General features: G+C 70.6%; 9 protein-coding genes. 7 read left to right on the top strand and 2 right to left on the bottom strand.

Translation table 11 applies throughout. The annotated features are described in order from the left end of the window. Both MLY01S_RS07975 and MLY01S_RS07970 read left to right on the top strand, forming a co-directional pair. Positions 1–1,493 (top strand): FAD-dependent monooxygenase (locus MLY01S_RS07975; protein ID WP_067190986.1); only part of this gene is annotated, 1,493 nt, incomplete at its 5' end. A 118-nt stretch (positions 1,494–1,611) separates the two neighbouring features. Further along, positions 1,612–2,028 carry a phage holin family protein gene (locus MLY01S_RS07970; protein WP_067190984.1) on the top strand — a complete coding sequence of 139 codons (417 nt, stop codon included), beginning with the start codon at positions 1,612–1,614 and terminating at the stop codon, positions 2,026–2,028. Positions 2,029–2,038: 10 nt separating this feature from the next. Here MLY01S_RS07970 and MLY01S_RS07965 read toward each other — a convergent pair whose 3' ends face one another. Together MLY01S_RS07965 and MLY01S_RS12430 are read right to left on the bottom strand one after the other, a co-directional pair. Further along, the gene (locus MLY01S_RS07965) at positions 2,039–3,784 is read right to left on the bottom strand and encodes a hypothetical protein (protein WP_067190982.1); all 1,746 of its coding nucleotides are present in this window, start codon (positions 3,782–3,784) and stop codon (positions 2,039–2,041) included. Then, positions 3,781–4,182, bottom strand: coding sequence for a hypothetical protein (locus MLY01S_RS12430; protein ID WP_127913502.1), 402 nt, complete (start codon positions 4,180–4,182; stop codon positions 3,781–3,783). The genes MLY01S_RS07965 and MLY01S_RS12430 overlap by 4 nt, the downstream gene beginning before the upstream one ends. A gap of 273 nt (positions 4,183–4,455) precedes the next feature. Between MLY01S_RS12430 and paaA the strand changes: the two genes are divergently transcribed. Genes paaA through paaE form a run of 5 tightly spaced genes read left to right on the top strand, consistent with a single transcriptional unit; the run spans position 4,456 to position 8,265 of the window. Beyond that, the gene (paaA, locus tag MLY01S_RS07955; RefSeq protein WP_067190977.1) at positions 4,456–5,457 is read left to right on the top strand and encodes a 1,2-phenylacetyl-CoA epoxidase subunit PaaA; all 1,002 of its coding nucleotides are present in this window, start codon (positions 4,456–4,458) and stop codon (positions 5,455–5,457) included. Between the two features lie 3 nt (positions 5,458–5,460). Beyond that, positions 5,461–5,763: a 1,2-phenylacetyl-CoA epoxidase subunit PaaB gene (gene paaB / locus MLY01S_RS07950; RefSeq protein WP_067190975.1), complete on the top strand. Its 303-nt coding sequence runs from the start codon at positions 5,461–5,463 to the stop codon at positions 5,761–5,763. Next, positions 5,760–6,593, top strand: coding sequence for a 1,2-phenylacetyl-CoA epoxidase subunit PaaC (gene paaC / locus MLY01S_RS07945; RefSeq protein WP_067190974.1), 834 nt, complete (start codon positions 5,760–5,762; stop codon positions 6,591–6,593). The genes paaB and paaC overlap by 4 nt, the downstream gene beginning before the upstream one ends. Next, the gene (gene paaD, locus MLY01S_RS07940; RefSeq protein ID WP_067190973.1) at positions 6,587–7,096 is read left to right on the top strand and encodes a 1,2-phenylacetyl-CoA epoxidase subunit PaaD; all 510 of its coding nucleotides are present in this window, start codon (positions 6,587–6,589) and stop codon (positions 7,094–7,096) included. The genes paaC and paaD overlap by 7 nt, the downstream gene beginning before the upstream one ends. Then, positions 7,096–8,265, top strand: a complete 1,170-nt coding sequence (gene paaE, locus MLY01S_RS07935) for a 1,2-phenylacetyl-CoA epoxidase subunit PaaE (RefSeq protein ID WP_067190972.1) — start codon at positions 7,096–7,098, stop codon at positions 8,263–8,265. Before paaD ends, paaE begins: the two co-directional genes overlap by 1 nt. The last annotated feature ends 4 nt before the right edge of the window (positions 8,266–8,269 follow it).

The following is an 8,269-nucleotide window of genomic DNA, read 5'->3' as shown; positions in this document are numbered from 1 at the left end:
TCGTGAACCAGGCCCGCATCCTGGACTACTACGCCGAGTACATGAAGAACGCCCCCACCCGCATGGAGCCGGACTTCGGCTGGGCCTTCGAGGCCCTGGACGACTCCGGCGAGGGCGACTACCCGGTGACCGTGACACTGCGCCGCACCGGCGACGGCGTGGGCAACGAGGTCGCCGACGGCCCGACCCGCCAGGTCCGCTGCAAGTACGTGGTCGGCGCGGACGGGGCCCGCTCGGGCGTGCGCAAGGCGATCGGCCACTCCCTCGCCGGCGACGCCGCCAACCACGCCTGGGGCGTCATGGACACCCTGGCCGTCACCGACTTCCCGGACATCCGCACCAAGTGCGCCATCCACTCCAAGAACGGCTCCATCCTGCTGATCCCGCGCGAGGGCGGCCACCTGTTCCGCCTCTACGTGGACCTCGGCGTGGTGCCGGAGGGGGACAACGGCACCATCCGCAAGACCCCGCTCGAGGAGGTCATCAAGCGCGCCCAGGCGATCCTGCACCCCTACACCCTGGAGGTGAAGGACGTGGCCTGGAACTCGATCTACGAGGTCGGCCACCGCCTGACCTCCGGCTTCGACAACCGCGAGCGGGTGGGCGAGCCGACCGTGTTCCTGCTCGGCGACGCCTGCCACACCCACTCCGCGAAGGCCGGCCAGGGCATGAACGTGTCCATGCAGGACGGCTGGAACCTCGCCTGGAAGCTCGGCCAGGTCCTCTCCGGCCAGGCCCCGAAGGAGCTCGTGGGCACCTACTCGGACGAGCGCAAGGACATCGCCAAGAACCTGATCGACTTCGACAAGGAGTGGTCCACCCTCATGGCGAAGCCGATCGACGAGCTCGGCGACCCGAACGAGGTGGCGGAGTTCTACACCAAGACCGCCGAGTTCCCGGCCGGATTCATGACCGAGTACCAGCCGTCCATGCTGACCCGCAGCGGGAACCAGGAGCTGGCCACCGGCTACCCGATCGGCAAGCGCTTCCGCTCCGAGCTGGTCGAGCGCTCCTGCGACACCAACACCAAGCACCTGGGCCACCTGCACAAGGCCGACGGCCGCTGGCGCGTGTACGTCTTCGCCGACGCCGCCATGCCGAACGCCGAGGACTCGAAGGCCGCCGCCTGGGCCACGGCGATCGAGCAGGACCCGGCGTCCTTCCGCAACCGCTGCACCCCGGCCGGCGCCCCGCAGGACACCGTGTTCGACATCAAGGTGGTCTACCAGCAGAAGCAGACCGAGTTCGCCCACCCGGACGTGCCGGCCCTGTTCAAGCCGACCTCGGGCTGTCTGGGCCTGTATGACCTGAACAACATCTTCGCCACCTGCCTGCCCTCGCACGGCCCGGACATCTTCGACGTCCGCGGCATCTCCCGCGACGGCGCCGTGGTGATCGTCCGCCCGGACCACTACGTGGCCGCGGTCCTGCCGCTGGACGCCCCGGAGCAGGCCAACGAGTTCTTCGAGGGCGTGCTCCTGGACCAGAACTGATCCGGTGCATCGGGGCCCTGACGGCCCCGTCCCGACGGCGGCGCCGTCACCTGCTGCAGGTGGCGGCGCCGCCGCCTGTTCTCACCCCGGGTCCAGCCGGACCTGCGAGAGTGGTTCCATGACCCGATTCCTCCTCAGCCTCGCCGTCAACGCCATCGCGCTCTGGTCCGCCGTCTGGCTGCTGCCCGGCATGGACGTGACCCTGTCCTCCTCCCTGCACCTGTTCGACGACCAGACGGCGAACACCGTGGTCGCCTACGCCCTGCTCGGCCTGCTGTTCGGCGCCGTGAACGCGGTGATCCGCCCGATCGTGGCGTTCCTCTCCCTGCCCATCACCTGCCTGACGCTCGGTCTGTTCACGGTGATCATCAACGCCGCCATGCTCGCGCTCACCTCCTGGCTGTCCTCCTTCCTGCCGATGCAGCTGCACATCGACCGCTTCTTCTTCACCGCCGTGTTCGCCGCGGTGATCGTGTCCCTGGTCTCCCTGGTGATGTCCTCCATCACGAACCGCATCGCGCCCGAGCGGCGCTGAGCCGCGTCCGTCACCGGCCGCCGAGCCGGCCCAGCCGGGCCCGTGGATGCGCCGGCGGCGGCTGCCGCTCCCACGGCTCCGGCCGCCGCCGCCCCAGCGGCACCGTCTTCTGTGAGAGCACCCTCCCGCCGGTGAGCAGACCCAGCGCGGCCACCGTGGGGGCCGCCTCGCCCCACGCCTCGGCCCCCCGCGCCTCCTGGGCCTCGACCAGCCCGCGGTACGAGCCGATGCCGTGGTGCTCCATCAATCGCTCGGGGACGTCCGCCAGGTGCGCGGGCAGGCGCTTCATCGCCTCGTAGTTCTCCGGGACCTCGGAGAGGTCGTAGTCCTCGTCGAGGACGCGCAGGTACTCGATGTACTCCTGGAACTCCTCCGTGGTCACCGACGGCGTCGAGGCCAAGGTCACCGTCGCCCGGTCCACGGTGGCGGGGTTCGGTCCGCCGTCCAGGGCCGCGGTGAGGTCATGCTCGTCCTCCAGGTGCAGCACGGGCGTCCCCTCCGGTGTCGGCAGGTTCGCCGTCGGAGACCCGTACGTGTAGGCGCCGGCCATCTCGTACCGGGACGCGAGCGCCTCGTGGGACAGCAGGTTCACCGCGTGCAGTCCCCCCTGGGAGTGGCCGGCGGGCAGCACTCGGGCGCCGTCCGGCACGCCGGCGGCCGCCAGTGCCGCGGCCACGGCGTCCCCGGTCCGCTGCGAGTTCCTGCCCACGGCGTCGGCGATGCCGCCCAGCCCGGTGAAGTTCTCATAGCGGGTCCCGTCCTCCCCAAGCGCATGCTGGGCCTCGAGGTCCTGGCTCTGGGTCCCCGGCAGCGTGACGACGTAGGTGTCTCGGCCGTCCGCGGCCCGGACCCGGGTGACCATGACCCGTCCCGGACCGGCGCCGGACACCTGCTCCTGCAGCCCCATGACGGCCGAGACTCCGCCGTCCAATGCTTCGGGACCGTCCTCGACGGCCTCGGCGGCTCCGACGACCTCCACCGGCTGCTGCGCCAGATGCCGGAGGCTGGCCTCCGAGAAGTTCTCCCAGTTGACCACCTCGTCGTAGACGTCCCCCACAGGGCCGTCCATGATCCAGCCGGCCAGCGTCCCGGCGGGGTCGGCCAGCGTGGACCTGGCCCCCAGCGTGCGGCCCTTCGCCGTCGCCCTCTGTGTGGCCGAGCGCGGGTCCGTCCCCGTCACGCTTCCCGCCTTCGCCGTGCGGGCGGCGGCGCGGGAGTCGAGGACATCGCGGTGTCGGGCGATGCCGGGGACCCTCATCGCCCCGGCGAACATGCCCGCCGTGAACCCCTTGGCCAGGGCGCCCTGGGTCACGGAGTTCAGAGAGTTGCGCACCAGCAGCTCCGCCTCGTCCACCGTGAACCCGTTCTGCCCCTCGGACCAGACGTGGCCCACGACCTCCCCCGCGGAGAGCTGGACACGCTCCACCGCATGCCGCGCCCCGCGTTCGGCGGCCCGGTAGCGGTCCACGGACATCCGCACCGAGGTGGCCGCCGTCCGTGCGATCTCCTGCACCTGGACCGCGTTGACCTCCAGGTCCTGCAGCCGCACGGTCACGTCCAGGACCGCCGGGGCCGCCTCGGCGTGCGCCGGGAGCTCCTCCGCCCACTGGCGCACCGGTATGCGCAGGGCCGTCAGGGCCGGCTCCAGTCGTTCCAGCCCGAGACAGGCATGCTCGAGGTCGTCCAGGTCCGCCATGATCGAGGTCGGTCCGCCGGAGACCCGCCGGATGCCGGTCCGATCCGTCTGCCTGCTCATCCGCACGCCACCGCCTTCCCCGCCCACTGAAGAGCCTGTTGTTCGGCGATCGCCTCCGCCTCGGCGGCACGGGCCTGCTCCACGGCTGCCGACAGAGAGGCCTCCGCCTCCGCGACCAGGTCCAGCACCCTGCTCCCGCGTGCCTTCATGTCCGCGACCTGGCGCAGATAGCCGCGTGCGGCGTCCGAGACCCAGCGGACCTCCTCGGCCCAGGACAGGTGCCGCAGGCAGTCCTCCCAGTCCGACCGCTGCGCACGGAGCCGCCCGAGGACCCATTCGAGCTGCTCGACCGCCGCCGCCGCGTCCCGCCGGCGCGCGTTCACCCCGCCGGTCTCCCCCGCCAGCCAGCCGAGCACACCGGCCTGCGCCGCCGCGCATGTCATCACGTTCGTCACCATGCCCCGGACGCTAGGCGAGGCGGGCACCCGGGTGCGCGGCCGTCGTCGGGAACTGTGGACAGGGCCCGGGGACCGGGCGCCTGTGGAGGAGGGGACGGCCCGCAGTCCGTGTGCGGCAGATGCCGGAACCGGGCGGCGCGGACATATTGACCACCCCCGCACCCTGACCTATCCTGAACGAACGGTCAGTAATTGTCCGCGCCCGCTTCCGCGCAGGCGACGCAGACCGACGCCGCCCGCGAGAACACGCCGCAAGCAATGAGGTGACACCCCATGGCAGAGAACACCACCACTCTGGCCGCCGTCGCGTCCGAGGAAGACGCCGCCGGTCAGGAGAACTTCGATCGTCTGATCGCCGAGGACTCCCGCATCGAGCCCCGCGACTGGATGCCGCCGGCCTACCGCAAGTCCCTGACCCGCCAGGTCTCCCAGCACGCGCACTCCGAGATCATCGGCATGCAGCCGGAGGCCAACTGGATCACCCGCGCCCCGTCCCTGAAGCGCAAGGCCATCCTCATGGCCAAGGTGCAGGACGAGGCCGGCCACGGCCTGTACCTGTACTCGGCCGCCGAGACCCTCGGCACCCCGCGAGACGTGCTGAACGACCAGCTCCTGCAGGGCAAGGCGAAGTACTCCTCGATCTTCAACTACCCGGCCCGCACCTGGGCGGACATGGGCGCCATCGGCTGGCTCGTGGACGGCGCCGCCATCTGCAACCAGGTGCCGCTCTGCCGCGCCTCCTACGGCCCGTACGGCCGCGCGATGGTCCGGATCTGCAAGGAGGAGTCCTTCCACCAGCGCCAGGGCTGGGAGATCCTCTACTCCCTCTCCCACGGCACCCCGGAGCAGAAGCAGATGGCCCAGGACGCCGTGAACCGCTTCTACGGCCCGGCCCTGCAGATGTTCGGCCCGCCGGACGAGGACTCCCCGAACTCCAAGCAGTCCATGGCCTGGAAGGTCAAGCGCTTCTCCAACGACGAGCTGCGCCAGCGCTTCGTGGACATGATCGTCCCCCAGGCCGAGGCCCTCGGCCTGACCCTGCCGGACCCGGACCTGAAGTGGAACGAGGAGCGCGGCCACTACGACTTCGGCGAGCTCGACTGGGACGAGTTCATGTCCGTCATCAAGGGCGGAGGCCCCATGAACGTCCAGCGCATGGCCCGCCGTGTCCAGGCCCATGAGGACGGCGCCTGGGTCCGTGAGGCCGCCGCCGCCTACGCCCGCCGCCAGGCCGAGCAGAACCAGCCGGCCAAGACCCAGCTGATCGGAGCCTGACCCATGACCGAGAACACGTCCACCTCGAACGCCTGGCCGCTCTGGGAGGTCTTCGTCCGGGCCTCGCGCGGCCTGTCCCACGTGCACGCGGGCTCCCTGCACGCCCCGGACGCCACCATGGCGCTGCGCAACGCGCGCGACCTGTACACCCGCCGCAACGAGGGCACCTCCGTGTGGGTCGTCCCGGCCGAGGCCATCGCCGCCTCCGACCCGGACTCCAAGGGCGGCTTCTTCGAGTCGGCGCAGGGCAAGTCCTACCGCCACGCCACCTACTACCAGCAGTCCGAGGGGGTGCCGCACCTGTGAGCTTCGCGACCAACGACTCGGCCACCAAGCAGTCCGCCGGTGTGGCCATCACCGCCGAGGAGATCGCCGAGTCCGGCTCCACGGCCTCGGAGGCCGTGGCGAACTACGCCGTGCAGCTGGGCGACGACGCCCTGATGCTCGGCCAGCGCCTGTCCTGGTGGATCTCCCGCGCCCCGGAGCTCGAAGAGGACATCGCCCTGGGCAACATCGCCCTGGACCTGGTGGGCCACGCCCGCTTCTTCCTGACCTACGCGGGCACCGCGTGGGGCAAGACGGAGGACCAGCTCGCCTATCTGCGCGACGAGGAGGAGTTCCGCTCCGCCCGCCTCGTGGAGGCCGAGAACGGCGACTTCGCCAAGACGATCGCCCGCCAGCTGTACTACTCGTTCTACTCGTACGAGCTGTACACCCGCCTCGTGGACTCGAAGGACGAGACCCTCTCGGCCATCGCGAACAAGGCCCTCAAGGAGGTCCTGTACCACCAGGACCATGCCGCCGTGTGGCTGAACCGCCTGGGCCTGGGCACCGAGGAGTCCGCCCGCCGCATGCAGGCCGGCCTGGACGAGCTGTGGCCGTACGTCGGCGAGCTGTTCTACGACGACGAGAACACCGCCGAGCTGGCCGGCCAGGGCATCGCCGTGCTGCCGTCCTCGCTGGAGGAGCCGACCCTGGAGCGCATCACGCGCGCCATCACCGAGGCCGGCCTCGAGGTCCCGACCTCCCCGACCGCCCGCGGCCTCGACCGCTCCGGCGCCACCTCCGAGTGGCGCGGCTACATCCTGGCCGAGATGCAGGTGCTCGCGCGCCGGTACCCGGAGGCGCAGTGGTGAAAGCCGCCGAGCTCCGTCCCGCCGACCCCGCCGACGCGCAGGTCTGGGACGCCGCCGCCACCGTGCACGACCCGGAGATCCCTGTGCTGTCCATCGCGGACCTGGGGATCCTCCGTCAGGCACGGGCAGAGGACGGCCGCGCCGTCGTGGTCATCACCCCGACCTACTCCGGCTGCCCCGCCATGGAGACCATCACCACGGACGTGAAGCTCGCCCTGTCCCGGGCCGGCTTCGAGGACGCAGAGGTGCGCCTGGTGCTGCAGCCTGCGTGGACCACGGACTGGATGACCGACGAGGGCAAGGCCAAGCTCAGCGAGTACGGGATCGCCCCGCCTGCGGCCCGGACCACCGACGGTCCGGTGCGCATCGGCTTGGCCGTCAAGTGCCCGCGCTGCCACTCGCTGAACACGCGAGAGATCACCCGCTTCGGGTCCACCTCCTGCAAGGCGCTCCACACCTGCAACGACTGCCTCGAACCCTTCGACTACTTCAAGGTGCACTGATGACCGAGACCACCGACGCCCCCATCGGCCGCAAGCGCCGCGCCACGTTCAACACCCTCGAGGTGACCGGGCTGCGCAAGCTGACCTCGGACTCCGTGGAGGTCACCTTCACCGTCCCCGAGGAGCTCGCGGACGACTACGACTACCTCCCGGGCCAGTACGTCGCGCTCCGCAAGGAGATCGACGGCGCCGAGATCCGCCGCTCCTACTCGATCTGCGCCGTGCCCCGCCGCGGTGAGATCCGCGTGGCCGTCAAGAAGGACCTGGGCGGCAGGTTCTCCACGTGGGCCAACGAGGTCCTCGAGGTCGGCGAGAAGATCGATGTGATGAACCCGCAGGGCGCCTTCACGTCCCGGACCCACATCACCTCGATGAACAACGCCGAGGAGCTCGCCGCCGAGAAGGTGTCCGAGAAGAAGAACACCCACCTGGTGGCCTTCGCCGCCGGCTCCGGCATCACGCCGATCATGTCCATCGCCAAGGCCGTGCTGGCCGCCTCGGACACCTCGCGCTTCGACCTGGTGTTCGCCAACCGCTCCGCCATGGACGTGATGTTCGCGGAGGAGATCGGCGACCTGAAGGACAAGTACCCGGCCCGCTTCACCGTGAGCCACGTGCTCTCCCGCGAGCAGCGCGTCTCCCCGCTGCTGTCCGGCCGCATCGACGCCGAGAAGCTCGAGACCCTCCTCGACCGCGTGATCGACGTGAACGGCACCGACGAGTGGTTCCTCTGCGGCCCGTTCGAGCTGGTCCAGCTGGTCCGCGACTCCCTCGCCCAGCGCGGCGTGGCCGAGGACAAGGTCCGCTTCGAGCTGTTCACCACCGGCCGCCCGGAGAACCCGGAGGGCCAGTCCGGCCGCGTGGTGGAGACCGACCCGGCCGGAGACAACTACACCATCGAGTTCAACCTCGACGGCCTGTCCGGCAAGGTCGAGTCCCCGAAGTCGGCGCACGAGACCCTGCTCAACGCCGCCCTGCGCGTGCGCTCGGACGTCCCGTTCGCCTGCGCCGGCGGCGTGTGCGGCACCTGCCGCGCCAAGGTCACCGACGGCACCTACGAGATGGACGAGAACTACGCCCTCGAGAAGGACGAGGTCGAGGCCGGCTACGTGCTGACCTGCCAGACCCGTCCGACCTCGGACACCATCACGGTCGACTTCGACTCCTGAGGAG

Source organism: Micrococcus lylae NBRC 15355 (genome assembly GCF_001570885.1).
GTDB lineage: Bacteria > Actinomycetota > Actinomycetes > Actinomycetales > Micrococcaceae > Micrococcus > Micrococcus lylae.
This window is presented reverse-complemented; position numbering and strand designations above follow the sequence as displayed.

What these genes read in the sequence shown, in the direction of transcription:
- MLY01S_RS07970 (WP_067190984.1), top strand. Translation starts at nt 1,612, where the DNA reads ATGACCCGATTCCTCCTCAGCCTCGCCGTCAACGCCATCGCGCTCTGG.
- paaE (WP_067190972.1), top strand. Translation starts at nt 7,096, where the DNA reads ATGACCGAGACCACCGACGCCCCCATCGGCCGCAAGCGCCGCGCCACG.
- paaA (WP_067190977.1), top strand. Translation starts at nt 4,456, where the DNA reads ATGGCAGAGAACACCACCACTCTGGCCGCCGTCGCGTCCGAGGAAGAC.
- paaB (WP_067190975.1), top strand. Translation starts at nt 5,461, where the DNA reads ATGACCGAGAACACGTCCACCTCGAACGCCTGGCCGCTCTGGGAGGTC.
- MLY01S_RS07965 (WP_067190982.1), bottom strand. Translation starts at nt 3,784, where the DNA reads ATGAGCAGGCAGACGGATCGGACCGGCATCCGGCGGGTCTCCGGCGGA.
- MLY01S_RS12430 (WP_127913502.1), bottom strand. Translation starts at nt 4,182, where the DNA reads ATGGTGACGAACGTGATGACATGCGCGGCGGCGCAGGCCGGTGTGCTC.